This is a genomic window from Nocardioides cavernae, assembly GCF_013410035.1.
GTDB lineage: Bacteria > Actinomycetota > Actinomycetes > Propionibacteriales > Nocardioidaceae > Nocardioides > Nocardioides cavernae_A.
Map to the genome: position 1 here is coordinate 16,212 of NZ_JACCBW010000002.1, position 19,535 is coordinate 35,746.

18 protein-coding genes are annotated in these 19,535 nt (G+C 69.2%); 10 read left to right on the top strand and 8 right to left on the bottom strand.

Annotation, left to right across the window (positions count from 1 at the left end):
• The first annotated feature begins 93 nt into the window (after positions 1–93).
• The 3 genes from F4692_RS07645 (at position 94) to F4692_RS07655 (ending at position 3,817) form a co-directional block, all read left to right on the top strand.
• Positions 94–1,266, top strand: a complete 1,173-nt coding sequence (locus tag F4692_RS07645) for an LLM class flavin-dependent oxidoreductase (protein ID WP_179619102.1) — start codon at positions 94–96, stop codon at positions 1,264–1,266.
• The gene (locus F4692_RS07650; RefSeq protein WP_179619103.1) at positions 1,263–1,922 is read left to right on the top strand and encodes an FMN reductase; all 660 of its coding nucleotides are present in this window, start codon (positions 1,263–1,265) and stop codon (positions 1,920–1,922) included. The genes F4692_RS07645 and F4692_RS07650 overlap by 4 nt, the downstream gene beginning before the upstream one ends.
• 167 nt (positions 1,923–2,089) lie before the next feature.
• Positions 2,090–3,817 carry a tetratricopeptide repeat protein gene (locus F4692_RS07655; RefSeq protein ID WP_179619104.1) on the top strand — a complete coding sequence of 576 codons (1,728 nt, stop codon included), beginning with the start codon at positions 2,090–2,092 and terminating at the stop codon, positions 3,815–3,817.
• Here the strand turns inward: F4692_RS07655 and F4692_RS07660 are convergent.
• On the bottom strand, positions 3,772–4,404 hold the full coding sequence (locus F4692_RS07660; RefSeq protein ID WP_179619105.1) for a metallophosphoesterase: 633 nt from the start codon (positions 4,402–4,404) through the stop codon (positions 3,772–3,774). The genes F4692_RS07655 and F4692_RS07660 overlap by 46 nt on opposite strands.
• Before the next feature lie 1,118 nt (positions 4,405–5,522).
• On the opposite strand from F4692_RS07660, the gene F4692_RS07665 reads away from it, so the two are divergent.
• Positions 5,523–6,185: a hypothetical protein gene (locus F4692_RS07665; RefSeq protein WP_179619106.1), complete on the top strand. Its 663-nt coding sequence runs from the start codon at positions 5,523–5,525 to the stop codon at positions 6,183–6,185.
• Positions 6,186–6,417: 232 nt separating this feature from the next.
• Here the strand turns inward: F4692_RS07665 and F4692_RS07670 are convergent, their stop codons facing one another.
• The 3 genes from F4692_RS07670 to F4692_RS21760 form a co-directional block, all read right to left on the bottom strand.
• Positions 6,418–6,972 carry a hypothetical protein gene (locus F4692_RS07670; RefSeq protein WP_179619107.1) on the bottom strand — a complete coding sequence of 185 codons (555 nt, stop codon included), beginning with the start codon at positions 6,970–6,972 and terminating at the stop codon, positions 6,418–6,420.
• 136 nt (positions 6,973–7,108) lie between these two features.
• Positions 7,109–7,801 carry a TIGR02391 family protein gene (locus F4692_RS07675; protein ID WP_179619108.1) on the bottom strand — a complete coding sequence of 231 codons (693 nt, stop codon included), beginning with the start codon at positions 7,799–7,801 and terminating at the stop codon, positions 7,109–7,111.
• Positions 7,798–8,238, bottom strand: a complete 441-nt coding sequence (locus F4692_RS21760; RefSeq protein WP_308645210.1) for a toll/interleukin-1 receptor domain-containing protein — start codon at positions 8,236–8,238, stop codon at positions 7,798–7,800. The genes F4692_RS07675 and F4692_RS21760 overlap by 4 nt, the downstream gene beginning before the upstream one ends.
• 602 nt (positions 8,239–8,840) lie before the next feature.
• Here F4692_RS21760 and F4692_RS07685 point away from each other — a divergent pair.
• The 3 genes from F4692_RS07685 to F4692_RS07695 all read left to right on the top strand — a co-directional run bounded on the left by F4692_RS07685 (position 8,841) and on the right by F4692_RS07695 (position 11,250).
• Positions 8,841–10,226 (top strand): HNH endonuclease signature motif containing protein, encoded by a 1,386-nt coding sequence (locus F4692_RS07685; protein WP_179619110.1) that lies wholly within the window; start codon positions 8,841–8,843, stop codon positions 10,224–10,226.
• Positions 10,219–10,590 (top strand): PRC-barrel domain containing protein, encoded by a 372-nt coding sequence (locus F4692_RS07690; protein ID WP_179619111.1) that lies wholly within the window; start codon positions 10,219–10,221, stop codon positions 10,588–10,590. Before F4692_RS07685 ends, F4692_RS07690 begins: the two co-directional genes overlap by 8 nt.
• A 123-nt stretch (positions 10,591–10,713) precedes the next feature.
• On the top strand, positions 10,714–11,250 hold the full coding sequence (locus F4692_RS07695) for a VOC family protein (protein ID WP_179619112.1): 537 nt from the start codon (positions 10,714–10,716) through the stop codon (positions 11,248–11,250).
• 13 nt (positions 11,251–11,263) lie between these two features.
• Here F4692_RS07695 and F4692_RS07700 read toward each other — a convergent pair whose 3' ends face one another.
• Positions 11,264–13,975: an ATP-binding protein gene (locus F4692_RS07700; protein WP_218858358.1), complete on the bottom strand. Its 2,712-nt coding sequence runs from the start codon at positions 13,973–13,975 to the stop codon at positions 11,264–11,266.
• A 202-nt stretch (positions 13,976–14,177) separates the two neighbouring features.
• Here F4692_RS07700 and F4692_RS07705 point away from each other — a divergent pair, with 202 nt between their 5' ends.
• A complete protein-coding gene (locus F4692_RS07705; protein ID WP_179619113.1) occupies positions 14,178–15,035 on the top strand; it encodes a class I SAM-dependent methyltransferase in 858 nt (285 codons plus the stop codon).
• A 28-nt stretch (positions 15,036–15,063) separates the two neighbouring features.
• Here the strand turns inward: F4692_RS07705 and F4692_RS07710 are convergent, their stop codons facing one another.
• Genes F4692_RS07710 through F4692_RS07720 form a run of 3 tightly spaced genes read right to left on the bottom strand, consistent with a single transcriptional unit; the run spans position 15,064 to position 17,929 of the window.
• Positions 15,064–15,702, bottom strand: coding sequence for a hypothetical protein (locus F4692_RS07710; protein WP_218858359.1), 639 nt, complete (start codon positions 15,700–15,702; stop codon positions 15,064–15,066).
• A 12-nt stretch (positions 15,703–15,714) separates the two neighbouring features.
• A complete protein-coding gene (locus F4692_RS07715; RefSeq protein WP_179619114.1) occupies positions 15,715–17,238 on the bottom strand; it encodes an SDR family NAD(P)-dependent oxidoreductase in 1,524 nt (507 codons plus the stop codon).
• A 40-nt stretch (positions 17,239–17,278) separates the two neighbouring features.
• Positions 17,279–17,929 carry a response regulator transcription factor gene (locus tag F4692_RS07720; RefSeq protein ID WP_179619115.1) on the bottom strand — a complete coding sequence of 217 codons (651 nt, stop codon included), beginning with the start codon at positions 17,927–17,929 and terminating at the stop codon, positions 17,279–17,281.
• Between the two features lie 63 nt (positions 17,930–17,992).
• On the opposite strand from F4692_RS07720, the gene F4692_RS07725 reads away from it, so the two are divergent.
• Together F4692_RS07725 and F4692_RS07730 are read left to right on the top strand one after the other, a co-directional pair.
• Positions 17,993–18,880: an ABC transporter ATP-binding protein gene (locus F4692_RS07725; protein WP_308645211.1), complete on the top strand. Its 888-nt coding sequence runs from the start codon at positions 17,993–17,995 to the stop codon at positions 18,878–18,880.
• On the top strand, positions 18,877–19,515 hold the full coding sequence (locus tag F4692_RS07730) for an ABC transporter ATP-binding protein (protein ID WP_179619117.1): 639 nt from the start codon (positions 18,877–18,879) through the stop codon (positions 19,513–19,515). Before F4692_RS07725 ends, F4692_RS07730 begins: the two co-directional genes overlap by 4 nt.
• Positions 19,516–19,535: the final 20 nt, after the last annotated feature.

Below are 19,535 nucleotides of genomic sequence, written 5' to 3' on the forward strand. Positions count from 1 at the left end.
GCAACGTGGGAGGGGGTGCGGCGATTCCGCGGAATACTGGGACCACCATCCCCGTTGGAGGTCGTACAACCTTCAACCACATCGGAGGACACCATGCAGTTCGGCATCTTCAGCGTCGGCGACATCACGCCCGACCCGACCACCGGCTCGGTGCTGTCGGAGGGTGAGCGCATCGCCTACATGACGCGCCTCGCGCTCAAGGCGGAGGAGGTCGGACTCGACGTCTTCGCGACCGGCGAGCACCACAACCCGCCGTTCGTCGTCTCCTCGCCGACCACCCACCTCGGCTTCATCGCCGCCCAGACGGAGAAGCTGCTGCTCTCCACGAGCACCACGCTCATCACCACCAACGACCCCGTGAAGATCGCCGAGGACTACGCCTTCCTCCAGCACCTCTCCGGCGGTCGTGTCGACCTGATGATGGGCCGCGGCAACACCGGTCCGGTCTACCCCTGGTTCGGCAAGGACATCCGTGACGGCATCAAGCTCGCGGTGGAGAACTACCACCTGCTCCGCAAGCTCTGGCGCGAGCCGGTCGTCAACTGGCAGGGACAGTTCCGCACCCCGCTGCAGGGCTACACCTCGACGCCGGCGCCGCTCGACGGCACGCCGCCCTTCGTCTGGCACGGCTCGATCCGCAGCAGCGAGATCGCCGAGCAGGCCGCCTACTACGGCGACGGCTTCTTCCACAACCACATCTTCTGGAACAAGGAGCACACCGAGCAGATGGTGCGCCTCTACCGCCAGCGCTTCGAGTTCTACGGCCACGGCGCCGCCGACCAGGCCTACGTCGGGCTGGGCGGGCAGGTCTTCATGGCCTCGAGCGAGGCCGAGGCCAAGCGGGTCTTCCGCCCCTACTTCGACAACGCCCCGGTCTACGGCCACGGTCCGTCGCTGGAGGACTTCTCGCAGATGACGCCGCTGACCGTCGGCACCACCGAGCAGGTCATCGAGCGCACGCTCGGCTTTGCCGACTACGTCGGTGACTACCAGCGCCAGCTCTTCCTCCTCGACCACGCGGGGCTGCCGGAGTCGCTGGTGATGGAGCAGCTCGAGATGCTCGGCACCGAGGTCGTGCCCGTGCTCCGCACGGAGTTCGAGCGCCGTCGCCCGGCCCACGTGCCGAGCGACCCGCCCACCCACGCCTCGATGGTGGCCGCCGGTCCGGACGCTGCGTTCCACCTCATCGAGCCTGCCCGCGAGCGGGTCGAGGCGATGCAGGCCGAGGCGCAGGCCCAGCAGCAGGCCGCCGGGGCCACGGCATGACCCGTCGGATCGTGGTCGTGACGGCGGGACTGACCGTCCCGTCGTCCACCCGGCTCCTCGCCGACCAGCTCGCCGAGGCCACCACGGCCCAGGTGACGGCCCGCGGTGAGGGGCTCGACGTCCAGTTCGTCGAGCTCCGCGAGATCGCCGGCGAGCTCGCGCAGTTCATGGTCACCGGTGGCGTCCCCACGCCCCGGCTGACCGAGCTGCGCGAGCAGGTCGCCTCCGCCGACGGGCTGGTCGCGGTGACCCCGGTCTTCAACGGGAGCTACAGCGGGCTGTTCAAGATGTTCTTCGACGCCCTCGACAAGGACTCACTGACCGGTACGCCCGTGCTGGTCGCCGCGACCGCCGGGTCCGCCCGGCACTCGCTGGTGCTCGACCACGCGCTGCGGCCGCTCTTCGCCTACCTGCGCGCGATCGTCGTTCCCACGGGCGTGTTCGCGGCGACCGAGGACTTCGGCAGCCTCGGCCTCGCGGACCGGATCACCCGCGCCGCGGCCGAGCTCGCCGCGCTGGTGCTGAGCCAGGGTGGCTACGGCGTCGGCGGGTTCGCCCCCGACCTCGCCGCCCGGCCCCGGCGTACGTCCGGCAACGACGTCGCCGAGGTGACCCCCTTCGGGGACCTGCTGCGGGGGCACACCGGCAACGACTAGAGCCGGGGGAGGGACGCCGTGGTGGGGTAGGGGTTTGTCGAGGTGGTGCGAACCGCCCACTATGACGCGACGAACGCGAACTGATGATCGGCATCAGCCTTCGCGGTCGTCAGGCGTCTGCCGTGCCCTAATCTGTGCCGGTGTCTTCAGCGCTTACGGGGTATCGCGTGTTCCTGGCCTCACCGGGCGGCCTTGAGGAGGAACGTCGCGCCGTGCGCGACGAGATCGAACGTTTCAACCAAGACTTCATGCACGAGGCGCTGGCGGCGTTCTCCGCTGAAGGCTGGGAGAGAGTGCCTGGCGGCAAGCGTCGGGCCCAAGAACTGATCAACGAACAGCTGCGCCAATGCGACTTCATGGTTTTGATGCTCTGGAACCGGTGGGGCACTGCGCCAGACGTCGAGGGCCCCCACACGTCTGGAACAGAGGAAGAGTTTCGTCTTGCAAGCCAGTTGATCGAGTCTGCCGATCATCCCATGCGCGACGCGCTTATCGTCTTCAAGGGAGTTCCAGAGGCGCAGTTGAGCGACCCCGGTGACCAGCTCAAACGAGTACTCGCCTTCAAGAAGGAGTTGGAAGAATCGAAGGATTGGCTTTACAAGACCTTCGATTCGGTGGACGAGTTGCGCAGCGAGGTCCGCTCTCGGCTGCTGTCGTGGGCCAAGCTCACGAGCGGTGATGAGACTTCCACTCGCGAGCCGGAGACCGCCCAAGATGTTTCACATCAGTCGAACGGTGGCGGTACAGAAGACGAGCCTCCAGCCGACATGCTGGGGCGCGCGGAATCGTTCGCAGCACGTGGACTCGTGACGCAGGCCGAAGCTGCCTATGCCGGAGCGATTGCAGACGACGACGTAGACGCCTTAGAGAGTTACGCCAGATTCTTGAGGAGGATCGGGAGGCCGAGCAGATCCTTGGAGATCGGAAAACGGACGATTGAGGTTCTTGCTCAGCGCCCGGACACCCCCGAAACCTCTATACGCACGTCAGGGGTGATGGCCAGCATTGGCATCACACAACGAAAGCTCGGGAGGCTTCGCGAGTCCCGCTACTCGCTCACCGAGGCTGTGCAAGCAATTCGCGGAACGACAGAATCTGAAGTCCGATCGCTCGCCTATGCACTCGACAACTTGGGGATCACTGCGATGCGTAGCGGCGACTTGCCTTCGGCGCGCGAGGCATTCCAGCGGTCGCTCGAATTGCGATCACGCGTGAGTGACGCTCGAGGTAGGGCCGAGACCCTGCTGAACCTGGCGCGCTTGGATCGGCGCGTTGGCGACGGCGCTGAGGCTTCGCGGCGTTGCGACGAGGCCCTAGCGTTGCTAGACGCCGAGGAACACAGGGGAACCTACGCCGCGGCATACGCCCTGCTTGGTGAGCTCCGCGAGGCGGCGGGCGATCTGTCGGGGGCGGAAGCGGCCTTCAAGGAGGCCCTTGCGAGCAACGAAGCGTCGGGCCATCCCGCAAGCATTGCGCTCTCCGTGCTGCAACTCGCTCGATTGTTGTTGGCGAAGGGGGACGTCATAGAAGCGAAGCGCTTGGCTGAGCGAGCCAACGACGAGAACACCCACGCAGCCAACCGCGAGGGCGTTGTTGCCAGTCAGCATCTGCTTGGGCGGGTGGCTCTTGCCGGGGGCCGCATCGGTGAGTCAATAGGCCTGCTTCAAGATTGCGTCGTTGCGTACACGCAGATAGGCAATCCCACTGGAGAAGCCTGGGCCAGCTTGCACCTCGGCGAGGCCCTCCGGGCCGCGGGTCTCGAGGCCGAAGCCCAAGAGTCGGTCCGTCGTTCGAGTGTCATTGCGGAGGCCACAGAGAATGCGGCGCTACGTGCGTCGATAGCCGAGTTTCATGATCGTGAGCTTGATACGACCTCGCCTACCTCAGACACCTGAACGTAAGTTCGGTCTGGCACAAAGAGGGCGGTCAGTCTCCCGTTAGGCAACGTTCCACAGCCCGTGTCGATCGCGGCATGACGTTCGCCGATCCACGGAGCACCGCTGCGCTGCGGTTGATGGCCATACACGTGATAGTCAGATGCGGGCGCGTCAGTGGGGCGGTCGTTCGGTCGATGGGTCACCAGCAAGCCGCCGCCGCGGAAGTGCGGCGTCATACTCTTGAGAAATTGGCGATGTTCGTAGGGCACGGCCGCGCGCAGTGCCTCAAGAACGTCTCCGGTCGGCGTGGGTACGTACGAGCGCACCGTCGCAGCACCGCCAATACGCAAGAAGGGCGAGAGCGGACCTGCCTCAAGCGCATTTTGAAAAGCCAGGTCATGATTGCCAGCCACAAAGACCGACTGATGACGGCCCGAGAGCTTAACCAGCAGATCGATTACTCGAGAACTGTCTGGACCCCTATTCACATAATCGCCGACGAAAACGTACTTGCTCACGCGGCCCTCGAGGCACTGCAATAGCGCGTCCAGGGCCAGCGCATTGCCGTGGATGTCACCGATCACTGCCAGTTCGTACTCATTCATAGCAGGACCTTTGGCAGCTCGGAATAATCCAACGAATCGCCGTCCTCGTCTGCTGCACGTATAGCCAGCGTGGCCAGATTTCGATCTGAGTTCCAGAAGCCTATTGCGAGCGACTCAAGTGAATCGAATCCATGATCTGGAAGTGGCCCTACGATTGCCACGAGCCTCGCTGTGATTTCTTCGAGCAGTTCGTAGGTAGGCGGGCTTGTTAGCCGCGGATCCGATGCCAACAGGGTCGTCAGGCGAGGCTCGCCGTAAAGCGCGGCCAACTCCCGCACGGAAAAGCATGTCCGACCTCGCTTCATTGCGCTGGCGTAGACGGCGGTCCGAAGGAGGTACCGCGCGAGTCGTACCAACCCGGCCGCGTGGGCTCGACTCTCCGAAATCGGCTGGTTCAGAATCGTTGCGTAGCGTCGCACGCGGACGAGCAACTCCAGAGGATCGGCCGGCGCCAGGTCCTCGATGATTGCACTGAGACTACGCTCGGATTCTAAGAGAATCCGTCCATCTCGTTTCAGATGGGTGCCAAAAAGGGTCGTGCTGGCGCTCCGCAATTGCTCGGGTGTGTAGGAGCTCACGGAGGCTAAACCGGTTTTGAAGGTTGGAGAGTTCCAATCCGTAGTTAGTCGCAACAGATCAAAGTCGGAACTAGGTACGAAGTCCCCCCGTGCGCGACTCCCATAGAGAAGCAGGCCAGACGTCTGGTCGCCGATGCGGTCTAGGACGCTCGCGATGTCGCGTGGCGGCAAGTCCAGAGTAGCGAGCGCGTCGCCCAAAGCGTCCCGGCTGAGATCCACGCTCCGCAGCGTATCTGCTAGCACCGACAGGTCCCCCTTCCCTCTGAAGCCCTCGGTTCAACCCCAGCCGGGCTCAACAGTTCCGAACCGCAGACCGCCGTGTCGAGCACCCGCGTCCCTTCGCCGCGAGCCGGGGGCATCGGTTCAATCGTCCAGCGCGAGCGTCAATCGCTCTGGATCAGGTGCACCTCATCGTCGGATGGGTGGAAAGGCGTAGTCCCAGCCTCGAAGGGGAGGGTGGCGCATAGCTGGTCTCATCGGCACCGCTGTAGGAGCCGCTCGACCGCCTCGCGCAAACGAGGACTGGCCTAACCTCAGTGCATGCTCGCCGCCACGATCGTGCTCGTTGTTGTCACCGCCATCTACGCCTTCCTGACCTACCGAATCGCGAAGGCAACTGAGACCGCTACGGGGCACGCGAAGGATTCTGCTGAGGCCTCGGCGCGAGCGGCAGCCGTCGCCATGGCCGGTTTGACAATTTCTTTCGGCCTCAGGCCCCAGTACCGCTTCGAAACTGGATCCGAAGAGCATAAGAGACTCTTGGAACATCGAACTCTGAACCTGGGTGTGCGGCTCACGAACCACGGAGCGAACGTCCACATCCACGATGTGACGCTTGTGACCTATTACCGAGCGACTGCGAGCGGCCCGCCGCGCAATGAGGTTGCAGCGGAGGGCCCGACAATGGAATCTCTCGTGCACGAAGGAACCAAGGAGCCGCCGCTGCCTCTCTTTAGGGGCGACTACCGGGACTATTGGTCTCCGACGACATGGGTGCCGCTGAGGTACGTGGCTGGGCTCCTGGTGGAGGTTTCATACTCGCTCGATGGCGACGACGCCATGACTCGTCGGGTCGAGTGGGCCGGCATCTGGGGCGATGACTTTGATTTCCTGGGAAGCGACCCCAAGCGGTCTGAACGCGAGATAAGTAGGACGGCCAACTACAGCACGATAGTGCCGTCAGGAGAGTCGAGACACTGGTGACTACCGGCGGACGACGCCCCGTTCGTCTGGGGGCTCGTCGACAGCGGCTAGTTCACCCTCGACGAACACGACTGCCCAGAGCATGCGGGCCCTCCACGACTACTACGCACAACCGGCACCCGCTCGGGCGATCGGCGGGTGGCTTTCACTCCTCAACCTCACGTCACCAACAATGGTTTTCTCTGGTCGATCGTTGGCAAGCTCGTGGCCAGTAGCCCACGCCGCCGCGATCTCACTCCGGCGCGGCAGCGTTCGCCAATCTCGCCAAACGGTCCCTGACCCGTTCGATGTCGTGCTCACCGAGGCCGAGCGACAAGAAGACCTGTCCCGCGAGGCCGTACGCCTGTACGCTCGCGGCTTGAAAGATCTCCGTCGCGCGATCCAGGTCGTCGACCATTGCTTGCATTCCGTCGGCGGATCCGAAACCCAGGCCGTTTTTGCGGAACCAACCATGAGCCAGACGGTTTCGGACGCCCAGCGCGTCTTTGAGTAAGTTGTCGAGGGGCGTAGTGAGCCCCGGGTTCTCGCGCAAGCGCGCAAGTAGTTGCCCAGCCGTGCGACGGTAGAGCTCATCCACGAGCTCGTTGAACGCGTTTGCGCCGTCACGCGTCTGCGCCTGAGCGTGCTGAGCTGTCACGCTCGCCGTGATCAGGGTGATCATCCCGTGCTCGAAGGCATGGGCGTGAAACATGGCAAGGCCGTACCTCGCGTACACCTCCTTCTCGCGCGAGTCATCATCGGGCAGGTCGGCAATGCGGTCGAAGCCGCCTGAACGTTCTGCGTCCATAAGCGCATGGTGCCCGACCGCCGGCCAACTACTCGACATGGGTCAAACCGCCGCTTGCTGGCCCCCGACTGGCTGGACATACACGACTTGGGGTTGCGCGTCCCTGCCCGTCAAGACCCGCGTGAGGCGTGTGCCGCTATACGGCCGGCGGCGTCCGCTGAAGCAACCTCAGCAGCAAGTCCGCAAGGAGGACTGCCTCAGCAGCTACTGCTGGATCGTCGTAGGTCACCGTGCGGTGGCTGGAGGGGTTCTTGAATACCCCTATTGCGCCTGCAAAGAGCGAGCTCAGCGCGTCCTGTTCGCCAGCCTCGGCCTGCGCGTCGGACAACGGTCCGCCGGGCTTGAACGCTTGTCGCATCAGTTTGACGCCTAGGTCACCAGCTGTCATCGCCGCCTTGCTTCGAACTTGCTCCTCGACCGCCCTGAAGGCTGCGAAGACGGCTTCCTCATAGTCACCCTGAAGAAACTGCCTCTTCGCTTTCGCCAGGTCCGGCAACAAGTCGACCTCCAGCCGCTGGGCGGCATGCAGTCGAGCCAAACCTAGCTCCAATGCGCGTCGCCCTTCCTCAGTGACGCGGCGAGCATCGGGTGAGGTCTGGCCGGGGAGCATGGACACAAAGGCGTGAGCGTTGAGCCATGCCCACGCCTCCGCGAAACGATCCATGAGGCCGTGAGCAGAGGTGATGTCCCTGTGACTTTGGGACGCCCCATTCATCCAATTCTGCTGGTTCCAGCCGTTGCCCTGCTGAAAGTTCGCCAAGACCAGGAGTGCCAGGTCGGGCAGGGGCAGGGCACGCAGTTCCTCAGCGGTGTGATCCCATAACTTCACGAGGCGTCCGTGACGTCGAGGCTGACCAACTCTGCGATCTTGGTGGCGATGACGTCCATCGAATCATCTGCGGTGTCCAGTCCGTTCCGCGAACCAAGCAGCGGGCTGACCCGTCTAATTTCCTCGTAAGTTGTGCCATGAACGACAGGGATCAAGAGGTCGCGAGCCAGAAGCTCAGATAGCTCCTTGTCGGACACCCCGCCGCCGTCTACGCGCTTGAGGAAGGACGGCGTGATTAGGGCGAGGCCGACGCGCGAGCGCGCCAGGCCGCGGTCGATCTCGCGCATGAATGGCTGGCCAAGCAGGATGTCCTTCTCGCTGAACCAGACCGAGACGTTCTTTGAGACCAAGGCGTCATGCAGTTCCGTGGCAGTGGTCTGCCGGTCGTCCCACGCGTGGCAGAGGAACAGGTCCCGAAGGTCTTCTTTGACCCCCACGCTCTCCACCGTGGTGCGGTAGCGGCTGAGGGCCTGGACTTGGTCGGATGTGTAGGTAACGGTCGAAGTGCTCGAGGACCAGCGCGGTCGGGTAGAGCCCGTCCTTCCGCCGCTCACGCCTCCACCGGCGCCGGTCGCGCGAGGAGCCGGATGGCGGTAGTTGATCGGCGGCGGGTAGTAGGACTGCGACCTGCCATATCCATGGACAGGGCAGTCGGCACCGCCCCCGCGGATGTGGCCTAGGACTGGCGCGGTGCACCCACCGCTGTATCGACTCATTCTTTGAGTCTAGGAACGACCTCCGACATTCAACGGGGCTGCTGCACCAACTGGTGCCTGTCGGACGTAGCCCATTCCGCCGCCATCGGGCTACGGTGTCCCGAAACTTAAGCCATCGAACACATTGACGAATAGTGTCGCTCAGGGGTAGGATCGCGGTTACGTCCTCAGCCCCCGGGCCACCGTCCAGACGGTGCGCATTCCCGGTTGTGAAGGGGCGAGTTGCGAGGGTGAGTGATAGCTCGGTTCCCGGGCCTCCAGGAGCGACGACCGTTGTCAGTCACGCGTGCGCGTGACGACCCGTCGTCGAGAGGAGGCCGACCGTGACCGAGCAGGCGTTGCACCCGATCGTGGCAGCGGCCACCGACGTACGGTCCACGTTGAAGTCCGTGGCGGACGTCAACCCGACGTTCATGACGACCGCTGACAAGGCTGCCGCGCTCGTCGAGCTCGTCCGGGCGGAGTCACAGGTGGCTGAGCTGCGGCTGCGCATCCTGGGCGACGCCGGCGACCTCGCGCAGGAGACCGCGGCGAAGGACGCGGCAGGGTGGCTCGCGAAGGAGACACGCACCCGCTTCGCGGACGCCCGCGCCGACCTGGCCCTCGCGGGCGCGCTCGACCGTGACCGGACTCTCGTGGCTCGAGGGATGCGCGACGGCTCGGTGACGCTGGCGCAGGCGCACGTCATCCACCGAGCGCTCACCGCTCTCCCTGCGTCCATCGATGCGGACACGGTGCTGAGCGCCGAGGCGCACCTGGTGGCACAGGCCGCAGTGTTCGGGCCGAAGGAGATCGGCCGGATCGGACGTCACATCCTCGACGTCGTCGCCCCTGAGATCGCCGAAGCCTTTGAAGCCGCCCGGCTGGCCGACCTCGAGGGCCAGGCTGCCGACCGGATCCGCCTCACCATGCGCCGCCTCGGCGACGGCACCACCCGCATCTCCGGTCGGGTCCCTGACGCACTCGGCACGAGGTTCGCGACCTACCTCGAGGCATTCACCAACCCGCGCAGCGGCAGGCGTGACCCCGAGGCCGACAGCGAGGCCGGCGCGTCCGCCCGGGTCACGCGGGCGCCGTACCCCAAGCGCCTCGGCCAGGCGTTGGGCCAGCTCCTCGAGGCGATCGACCCCCGTCGCCTGCCGCTCCACGGTGGCGACGCGACAACGGTCGTCGTCACGATCCCGCTCGCCTCGCTCAGGGCCGAGCTGGCAGCCGCCGACCTCATCGGCTCGGGACTCGTGCCCGGTGACGACTTGACCGGCGACCGGCTGACGGCTTCCGAGGTACGCCGACTCGCGTGCACCGCCGCGATCCTCCCGGCCGTCCTCGGGGGCGACGGCCTCCCCCTCGACCTGGGCCGCAGCCGTCGGTTCTTCAGCGCCGCCCAGCGCAAGGCCCTCCTCGTCCGCGACCGGACCTGCCGCGCCGAGGGGTGCGACGTCCCGGGCGTCTGGTGCGAGGCCCACCATCGCCGGGACCCGTGGTCCGAAGGCGGGCGCACCGACCTCGCGGACGGCGAGCTGCTCTGCAGTCATCATCACCATCGGGTCCACGACCCCCGGTTCCGACTCGAACGTCTCGCCAACGGAGATGTGCGCTTCCACCGACGTGGACGGGCACCCCTCCCCGCGGGTGGTGTCCGGGGCGGGGGCGGCGTGGTTGCGTCGAGGGTCCGGCACGACCAGATCCTGGGAGGCGCACATGAATGACACCATCTGGAGCTATCGCGACAGTGAATGGAGCGAGGACCGCGACCTCGTCGGCTACGAGGTCGAGGCCGACGGCGGGAGCATCGGCAAGGTCGCCGCGGCGAGCACCGAGACGGCCGCGCAGTGGCTGGTGGTCGACACGGGGTTCTGGATCTTCGGCAAGCAGCGCGTGATCCCCGCCGGCGTCGTCGTGGGCATGGACCACGACGCCCGCCGCGTGATCATCAGCATGAGCAAGGACCAGGTGAAGGCGGCTCCGGACTACGAGGAGTCGGAGTGGGCTGCCGAGGACGCGCGGGTCAAGCACGCGGAGTACTACGGGACCTACGCCGAGCGCCGCCCCGACGTACCCCATCAGGGGTAATCCACCGGACGTCCGCCCCTCGGGTGTGCCTCGTCGGTGTCCCTGGGTGGTGTGGTGTGCGGGCACACGCACCCCTGGGGAGGGAACGATGAGCGACGCACGCGCGGACGTGGGAGTCCGGCGATGATCCTGACCGGCCGGAGCGCACCGGCGACGCCGCACCAGCCCGGTCCGCTCCTCCCGCGACCGAGACCCGGGTCGCTGCGGTGGGAGCACCTGTACGCCACGGGCGAGGCCGCGTCGTCGGTCGTGGCGAACCCCCACCTCGGCTTCGCCGACGGCAGGGCCCGTGAGGCGATGGAGCGCTACGCCTCGGTCCTCGGTGGGGACCTGAGCGTGACGTCGTACACCGACCTGGGCAGCGACGGACCGCTCGGGGACCTGGTGGGCCACGCCCTGCTCGTCACCCCGGGTGGGATCGTGCTCACGGGCGCCGACGTCCAACCAGGGACGCAGGTGCAGGTCGGCGACAGCGTCGCCGTCAGCCTCTCGGGCTCGGCCGAGGACGCCGAGCAGCTTCGCGGGTGGTTCGACGCGCTGGCCGAGGGCGGGCAGGTCCGCCAGCCCCTCGCGGCCGCCGCGTGGGGGCACGAGGTCGGCATGCTCGTCGACCGCTTCGGCATCGCATGGGTGGTCACCATCGCGGGGCCCGGCGCCTGACGCCGGTCCGGCCTCAGTCCAGGCCGAGCTCGCCGGCACGGACCAGCAGCTCGCGGCGGTTGGCCACCTGCAGCTTGGCGAGGATCGCCGAGACGTGGTGCTCGGCGGTCTTGGTCGAGATGAAGGTCTGCGCGGCGATCTCGCTGTTGGTGTGGCCGCGCGCCACGAGGCGGGCCACCTCGAGCTGCCGGTTGGTCAGGCCGCCGGGGTTGGCGCGGGTGGACTCGATCGGCCGGCTGGGGACGCTGGCCAACCCGTCGCGACGCAGCTCGCGACGCAGCCGGTCGGCGGTGCCGATGGCGCCGAGTCGGTCCAGCAGCACCACGCCGCGGACCCGGTCCTCGGCGTCCGGGGAGTCGGCGTACGCCATCGCCTCGTCGAACACGTTGCCCGAGCGCTGCCACCACGTCGCGACCTCCGCGGTGCGACGCTCGAGGGACGCCCGGTGCGGCACCGGCAGGTCGGGCCCCGGCTCGACGGCGATCCCCACGCGCCGCAGCCAGAGCACCAGGTCGCCCACCGGCCAGACCTGGTCGGCGGTGCACAGCGCCGGCAGGTGCTCGACGGCGAACGTCGTCACCCGGTCGTCGGGCGTCCCGCTGAGCCACATCGCCTCGGCGAGGCAGCTGAGGACGGGCAGGTAGCGGCCCGGCTCGTCGAGCGTCCGCGCGAGCCGCCACGCCTGCTCGAGGTGCGGTGCGGGGTCCTGGTCGCCGACCCGCAACGCGGCCGTGGCGAGGGCCACGTGCGGCCAGATGGAGCCGTCGCAGGCACCGCTCGCGAGCACCTCCTCCGCGTCCTCCCGAGCGGCGCTCCACCGACCCGCGCGCGCGTGCAGGATCGCGCGCAGCGACAGGTGCCAGAGGGTCGCGTTGCGCAGGTCGCGTCCGTGCGTGTGCACGAGCGTCTCCTCGACCACGCGCTGCATCGTGCGCAGCTCGCCGCGGTCCATGGCGTGGATCGTGAGCATGATGTAGCCCCGCCACGCCGTCTCGTCCCAGCCGTGGCGGCGGGCGGTGCCGACCAGCTCCGCGACCCGCTCCCGGGCGCCGGGCTCGCCGCAGATGCACGCCACGCCCTCGACGAGCAGCCGGCCAGCGAGCACGTGCTCCTCCGACCCGGCCGCAGCGCCCGCTTCGGTCGTACGCCGTCCGCAGGCCACGGCACGTGCGAGGTCGCTGTTGACCAGCGCGACCATCCCCGCGTCGGCGTGGACCCGCGCGACCGTCTCGGGGGAGTCCAGGCCGTCCGCGAGCTCCTGGGCCTGGGCGGCGTGACGGTTGCTCGAGGCCCGCCGCCCGGACTGGTACTCCAGGACGTTGAGCACGGCGTGCGCCTCCGCGACCCCGTCGAGCCGCCCGGCGTCGCGCCACAGCGGGATCGCGGCGCGGGTGGCGGCCGCGGACTCCGGGAGCCGCGCGGTGACGTAGAGCTGCTGGGCGAGCTGCATGAGCAGCTGCGCGCGCTCGAGTGACGGCGCCCCGCCGGGAAGGTGGTCGAGCGCGACCTCCAGGAAGGCTGCCGCCTCGGCGTTCGACCCTGCCGCGACGGCCTCGGACGCGGCCTCGCGGGCGTGGACGAGGGTCCGCGCCGCGTCGCGGGCCCCCAGCGCGTGGTGGGTGAGGGTGGCCGGGCTGGGCAGGTCGACCTGCTCCAGCGACACCAGCAGGCGGTGGTGGAGGCGGGGCGCGCCCCCGGGCGGGATGGTGGTCTCCACCGCCTGGCGGGCGAGCTCGTGGCGGAAGGCGATGCCGTGCTCGGTGCGGACGAGGAGCGTGGTGCGGTCGAGGCGGCGCAGCTCGTCGAGGTCGACCCCGACGAGCGGGAGCAGGCGGTCGTCCAGCCCGTCCGGCGAGCACGCGATGAGCTGCAGCGTCTCCAGGTCCTCGGGCTCGAGGTCGGCCGTACGGGCCAGGATCGTGTCGCGGACGGAGTCGGGCAGGGGACGGTCGGGCTCCTGGGCGACCTGCGCGACGTAGAACGGGTTGCCGCCCGTCAGCGCATGCACCCGCACCGGGTCGAGCCCGGATCCGTCCACCGCGGTGGCGACCCCGTCGACCGACAGGGGCCGCAGGGCCAGGGTGCGCAGGCCGTCGAGGGCGGCGAAGTCGCCGAGCAGCCGGCGTGCGGGGTGCCGCGGGCCGATCTCGAGGTCGCGATAGCTCACCAGCACCGCGACCGGGACCGTCTCCACCCGGCGTACGACGTGGCGCAGCACGTCGGTGGACGCCGCGTCGGCCCAGTGGAGGTCCTCGACGACGAGGACCGTCGGCTCGGCGGCGAGCTCGCGGAGGACGGCGCCGGCGGTCTCGCTGAGGTGGACCTCGTCCGCGCTGGCCCGGGCCAGCAGGTCGGCCATCCCGAGGTCGCGGAACGGACCGAGGGGCCGGGGGGTGCCGAGGGGGTCGCACTGCCCCCGCAGGACCCTCAGCCCCGCCGCCTCGCGCACCACCGCCGCGATCGCCGACGACTTGCCCGTGCCGCTCTCGCCGGCCACGGCGATCCCCACGCCGAGGCCGTCGCGCACCTGGCGTACGCCCTCGCGCAGCACGTCGAGCTCGCGCTCGCGCTCGAGCAGGCGTGGCGCCTCGCTGTGGTGCATCGTCAGGGCCACCTCCCTCAGCGCCCCGGGCGCGTGGTGGGCGGCGCGACCGGGGTCGGACACGGCCGAGAGTAGTCCTCGACGGCCGTCCCCGACACCGTCGCGCTGGTGCTGCTGGGCCATGGGTCGACGCTAGGGGCGACGGGTCCCCGGCACATGGGGGAGCGCCCCCCATCTGCGGGGCGTGGTGGGGGTTCGGGGTGCCCGCATGGGGACCGCGGACGGCACACATGCGGGGGCGGTGCCGATGTGGGACGGCGCCGGCGCGACCGAACCTGATGACCGGTCCGGCGCCCGCCGGTCCCTCTCCGCAGAAGGACACACGATGACGAACACGCAGACGAACACGCAGGCCCACACCCAGGCCCACACTGACCCCACCCCGCTCCAGCAGCTCAAGGCGGCACAGCACCTCATCTGGAACAACGGCGACTACGGCAAGATCGCCTGGCTCACCGTGCCGCTCGCCGCCCACCTGCTGGAGGACACCGGCGTACGGCCGGGCACCTCGGTCCTCGACGTCGCCACCGGCACCGGCCACGTGGCGATCGAGGCGGCCCGGATGTTCTGCGACGTGACGGGCATCGACTACGTCGAGAGCCTGGTCGACGTCGCGCGCCGTCGCGCCGCCGCCGAGGCGCTGCCGATCGCGTTCGAGGTCGCCGACGCCGAGGAGCTGCCCTTCGCCGACGCCTCCTTCGACGCCGTCGTCTCGGCGATCGGCGTCATGTTCACCGCCGACCACGACCGCGCCGCCGCGGAGCTCGTCCGCGTCTGCCGGCACGGCGGGCGCATCGGCGTGGCGAGCTGGACCGCCGAGGGGTTCATCGGCCGCCTGCTCAAGACGGTGACGGCGCACGTCCCGCCGCCGGCCGTGGCGCTCCCGCCGACCCGGTGGGGCAACGAGGAGGTCGTCCGCGAGCTGCTGGGCGCCGGGGTGCGCGACGTGACGTCGTCGACGCACGTGGTCACGCAGCGCTTCGTCTCCGCGGAGGCGTTCGCCGACTTCATGCTCACCTGGTACGGCCCGACCTACACCGCCGCGCAGAAGCTCGACGTGCAGGGGAGGGCGGCCTTCCGCGACGACCTCGTCGCGCTGGGTCGTGCGAGCGACCGCGCCACCGACGGCAGCTTCGCGGCCGACTGGGAGTACCGCGTCGTCACCGCGACGCGGGCGGGCTAGCCCCACTCAGGGGGCGGCGGGACCGGCGTCAGGCCTCCCACGCCGGGCCGTCGCCCCCGAGCCGCGCGACGAGCGCGCGCCCGACGTGACCGGCGTTCGCGCGGCGCACGCCGACGGGGACGTCCGGGAGGTTCTCCTCCCAGTCCAGCAGCGGTGAGCCGCGCAGCTGCGGCATCCGCGCCGGTCGGCCGAAGAAGAACGGGTGCAGGTGCGCCCCGCCGTCGCCGTAGCGACCGACGTGGCAGCGCCCGACGCTGGGGAGAGACTCCACGGCGGCCGCGACGGCGACCATCAGCACGCCCATCTCGGCTGCCAGGTCGTCGGGCAGGTCGGCGAGGTCGTGGTGCGCGCGGGGGCGGAGGATGAAGGCGACCGGCAGCTTCATGGCGACCTCGACGAGCTGCCAGCGCTCGTTGCTCCACGCCACCGCCGCGGCGTGCTCGGGGGTCGCCGGCTCCTGGCACGGGCAGTCGAGCGGGTCCTCCCCGCGGCGATCCGGCTCGACCGCCTCGAGAGGCTCGAGCGGCTTGATCCGCAACCCGTCGAGCTCGTAGGGGTAGACGAACCAGCCGGGCATCTCCTCGACCCGGACCGCGAGCCGACCCTCGGCGTCGGTGGCCGCGGCGACGCGGGCGTAGTAGTCCTCGATCGACTCAGGCTCGCTCATGGGGCGAGTGTGTCACCACGCGGCGGGCTGGTAGTCCTTCAGGAAGCAGCCGTGGAGGTCCTCGCCCTGCTCTCCGCGCACGATCGGGTCGTAGACCCGGGCGGCGCCGTCGACGAGGTCGAGCGGTGCGTGCCAGCCCTCGGCGGCGATCCGCAGCTTCTCGTGGTGGGGGCGCTCGTCGGTGATCCAGCCGGTGTCGACGGCCGTCATCAGGATGCGGTCGGTCTCGAACAGCTCGCCGGACGACGTCCGGGTCATCATGTTGAGCGCGGCCTTCGCCATGTTGGTGTGCGGGTGGCCGGAGCCCTTGTAGCGGCGTCCCCCGAACTGGCCCTCCATGGCCGAGACGTTGACGACGTACGCCCGGCGCGCCCCGCCCTGCACGGCCGCGCGCAGCGACGGGCGGAGGCGGGAGTTGATGAGGAACGGCGCGATCGAGTTGCAGAACTGCACCTCGAGGAGCTCCAGCGGATCGACCTCGTCGAGCACCTGCGTCCAGGAGTTGTTGTCCTGGATGTCGGGGATGAGGCCGCCGGCGTCGATCGCCGTCCCCGCCAGGTGCGCGTCCAGCGACGCGCTGCCCGCCTTGAGGGCGAGGGCGGTCAGCGAGGCGGCGTTGTGCGCCTCGAGCGCGTGCTCGGGGGTCTCGCCGTCGTGGTGGGCGACCGCGGTGGCCGACAGGGCGCCGGCGATCGCGGCGGGGTGGGCCTCGGAGATCCGGTCGAAGGTGACCATCTCCGGCAGCGCGTCCACGCCGAGCGACTCGGCGGTCGGCAGCGGGGCGTTCTCGCCGTCGATGAGGTGGGAGTACGCCCCCGGCAGGCGGCGTACGGTCTGGCAGGCGTTGTTGATGATGATGTCGAGCGGCCCGTCGGCGGCGACGTCGTCGGTGAGCGAGATGACCTGCGTGGGGTCGCGCAGGTCGATGCCCACGACCTTGAGGCGGTGCAGCCAGTCGGACGAGTCCTCCATCGCGGCGAAGCGGCGCACCGCGTCCTTGGGGAAGCGCGTGGTGATCGTCGTGTGGGCGCCGTCGCGGAGCAGCCGCAGCGCGATGTACATCCCGATCTTCGCCCGCCCGCCGGTGAGCAGCGCCCGCTTGCCGGTGAGGTCGGTGCGCTGGTCGCGCTTGGCGTGGCTCATCGCCGCGCAGGTCGGGCAGAGCCAGTGGTAGAACGCGTCGACCAGGGTGAAGTCCTGCTTGCAGATGTAGCAGCCGCGGGGGGTGATCAGCTCGCCGGCGAAGGCGCCCATCGTGGTCGAGACGAGCGGGATGCCGGCGGTCTCGTCGTCGATGCGCATCGGCGACCCGGTGGCGGTCCGCGCGATGATGTCGAGGTCGTGGCGCAGGCGCTCCTGCCGGATCTCGGCGCGGCGCTGCTTCTTGATGAGCTTGTACATCGACGACGCGGCACGCTTCATCGTGCGTACGTCGTCGTGGTCGGGCGGGAGCGCGGCCACCTCGCCCAGCACCTCGAGGGCGATGGCGAGCCGGTCGGGGTCGATGCCCTCCGTCGGGGTGTGCTGCTCGGTCACCGGGAGAGGGTAGGTCGTCCGCTGCGGGCGGCGTGAACCGTCACCGCTCCCGCGAGGGGGACCCGCTGATCCGGACACGGTCGGCACGCATGCCGTGCTCGACGCCCCACAGCACGGCCTTGGACCGCGAGTCCACGTCGATCTTGCGGTAGGCGGAGCGGATGTAGGACTTGATCGAGTTGAGCGAGAGCAGGGTCCGCTCGGCGATCTCCTGGTTGCTGAGCCCCATCGTGATCAGCGACAGCACCTCCGCCTCGCGAGCCGTCAGGCCCTCCTCACGCCCCGGCCAGTCGCCGCCGACGAGCGACGAGCGTCCCCGCGAGGGGGACACCACCAGCTGGCCGGCGGCGATCGCGGCGAGAGCGTCGACCAGCCGGGCGGCGGGCAGGCTCTTGGAGAGGTAGCCGCGCACGCCCTGGCTGAGGGTGTCGCGCGTCAGCCACGGCTGGAAGTTCCACGTGTAGACCGCGACCTTGCGGACCTGCGGGTTCTCGACGAGGTGGCGGACCGCGGGGCCGTTGCCCTGGCCCACCCCGAAGGTGTCGTAGAGCGCCACGTCGACCGGCTGGCCCACCGGCCTGCCCGCGACCAGCTCGACGACCTCGACCCGGTGACCATAGCTGCGCATCATCGCGTCGAGACCGCGGACGACGACCTCGTCGTCGTTGACCAGCGCGACCCGGATGACCATGCGCTCAACGTACTGCGGTTTATGTATCTTGAACCGGTTGTCCGGGAGAGTTGGGGGGGAATCGTGCGGGAGAGCACGGCCACGGTCGAGGAGACCCGCACGGGAGGCCTCGGGATCCGGTGCGAGGGTGTCGTCCACCTCTACAAGACCTTCGGCGGGCACGACGTCGTCGCGCTGCGCGGCGTCGACCTGACCATCCGGGCCGGCGAGCGCGTCGCCTTCCTCGGGCCGAGCGGCTCCGGCAAGTCCACCCTGCTCGCGCTGCTCGGCGGGATCCAGAAGCCCAGCGCCGGCAAGATCTACCTGGGTGAGGAGGAGGTCTCCCGGATGGGCGAGCGCTACCTCGCCCGGATCCGCTCCCGCCAGGTCTCCACGATGCTCCAGGGCGCGACGCGCAACCTGCTGCCGTACGCCACCGCGCGGCAGAACATCGCCTTCGCCCGCCTCTCGCTCCCGGGGAGGGCGCGCGACGACGCGCTCGCCGACACCGAGCTGCTCGACCGCGTCGGCCTCGTCGACCAGGCCGACCAGGTCGTGTCCACGATGTCCGGCGGCCAGCGGCAGCGGCTCGCCCTCGCGTGCGCCGTCTCCACGGCCCCGCGGCTGCTGCTCGCGGACGAGCCGACCAGCCAGCTGAGCCACGCCGACCGCGACCACGTGCTGCACCTGATCCACTCGCTGGGCGACGACTTCGGCACCACCATCGTCGTGGTCACCCACCAGCCGGAGGTGGCCGCGACCTTCCCGCGCACCGTGACGATGAAGGGCGGCCGGGTCGGCGCCGAGGGCCACGGCGGGTCCGAGTACGCCGTCGTGGGCGAGGACGGCGTGCTGCACCTCCCCGGCCACATCGCCGCCGAGTGGCCGCCCGGCACGCTCGTCCGGTTCGAGGACGACGAGCAGGGACGCATCATCGTCACCCGCGCGAGCAGCGAGGGGAACGCACAGTGACCGAGCTCAGGCTCGACGCGATCACCTACGTCAACGGGCGCACGCTGCTCGACGACGTCAGCGTCACGTTCCCGGCCGGCAAGGTGACGGCGCTGTCCGGGCCCAGCGGCTCGGGCAAGACGACCCTGCTGTCCATCGCCGGCGGGCTGCTCCAGGCCACGTCGGGCACCGCCGAGCTCGACGGCCGGCCCCTGTGGACCGGCAGCGGCGACCCGCTGCCGGAGGTGGCGTTCGTGCTGCAGGTCTACGGCCTCGTCCCGATCCTGTCGGCACGGGAGAACGTCTCCATCGCGTTGCGCGCCCGCGGGGTCGCCCCGGCCGACGCCGACGAGTCCGCGGAGGCCGCCCTCGCGCGCTTCGGCATCGCCGACCTCGGCGAGCGCCAGGTCGAGGAGCTGTCGGGCGGGCAGATGCAGCGCGTCGCCTGCGCCCGCGGGTTCGTCGTCGGGGCCGACGTCCTGCTCGCCGACGAGCCGACCTCCGAGCTCGACGAGGGCAACCGCGCGATCGTGCTCGCCGAGCTCCGCGAGGAGGCCGCCCGGGGTGCCGTGGTCGTCGTCGCGACCCACGACCCGGCCGTGGTCGACGCCTGCGACCTGCACATCGCGCTCGACGAGGGCCGGGTCGTGCAGTGAGCCGAGTCCTCCGGGGTGCC

Bases quoted from the DNA above. Each gene is read 5' to 3' on its own strand.
- F4692_RS07695 (WP_179619112.1), top strand. From the start codon at position 10,714: ATGATCCTGACCGGCCGGAGCGCACCGGCGACGCCGCACCAGCCCGGT.
- F4692_RS07720 (WP_179619115.1), bottom strand. From the start codon at position 17,929: ATGGTCATCCGGGTCGCGCTGGTCAACGACGACGAGGTCGTCGTCCGC.
- F4692_RS07710 (WP_218858359.1), bottom strand. From the start codon at position 15,702: ATGAGCGAGCCTGAGTCGATCGAGGACTACTACGCCCGCGTCGCCGCG.
- F4692_RS07650 (WP_179619103.1), top strand. From the start codon at position 1,263: ATGACCCGTCGGATCGTGGTCGTGACGGCGGGACTGACCGTCCCGTCG.
- F4692_RS07690 (WP_179619111.1), top strand. From the start codon at position 10,219: ATGAATGACACCATCTGGAGCTATCGCGACAGTGAATGGAGCGAGGAC.
- F4692_RS07700 (WP_218858358.1), bottom strand. From the start codon at position 13,975: ATGGCCCAGCAGCACCAGCGCGACGGTGTCGGGGACGGCCGTCGAGGA.
- F4692_RS07660 (WP_179619105.1), bottom strand. From the start codon at position 4,404: ATGAATGAGTACGAACTGGCAGTGATCGGTGACATCCACGGCAATGCG.
- F4692_RS07665 (WP_179619106.1), top strand. From the start codon at position 5,523: ATGCTCGCCGCCACGATCGTGCTCGTTGTTGTCACCGCCATCTACGCC.
- F4692_RS07670 (WP_179619107.1), bottom strand. From the start codon at position 6,972: ATGGACGCAGAACGTTCAGGCGGCTTCGACCGCATTGCCGACCTGCCC.
- F4692_RS07705 (WP_179619113.1), top strand. From the start codon at position 14,178: ATGACGAACACGCAGACGAACACGCAGGCCCACACCCAGGCCCACACT.
- F4692_RS07645 (WP_179619102.1), top strand. From the start codon at position 94: ATGCAGTTCGGCATCTTCAGCGTCGGCGACATCACGCCCGACCCGACC.